This is a genomic window from Chryseobacterium mucoviscidosis, assembly GCF_002177115.1.
Classification (GTDB): domain Bacteria; phylum Bacteroidota; class Bacteroidia; order Flavobacteriales; family Weeksellaceae; genus Chryseobacterium; species Chryseobacterium mucoviscidosis.
This window is the reverse complement of the sequence record NZ_MVAG01000014.1, coordinates 1-237: the sequence shown is the minus strand read 5'-3', so window position 1 is coordinate 237 and position 237 is coordinate 1. Positions and strand designations below refer to the sequence as shown.

Here is a 237-nt window from a genome sequence, read left to right as displayed (position 1 = left end):
CGTCCGCGCCAATCACCAGACGCGCCGTTAACATGCTGCCATCTTTCAACGTCAGGAAGGTTTCATTTTCACCCCAGGCGACCTGCTGTAATTCTGCGGGGGCCAACAGAGTGATATCTGACGACTGCAGCGCTTTGTTCCACAGCGCGTAGTGAATCACTGAGTTTTCAACGATATGCCCAAGATGGCTATAGCCCATGCTTTGATCGTCAAACGAGATGTGACCAAAGCTGTCTT

At 51.5% G+C, this 237-nt stretch carries 1 protein-coding gene; it reads right to left on the bottom strand.

From position 1 onward, the window contains the following. Positions 1-237: hypothetical protein (locus B0E34_RS22565; protein ID WP_228422974.1), on the bottom strand; the 237-nt coding region annotated here is incomplete at both ends.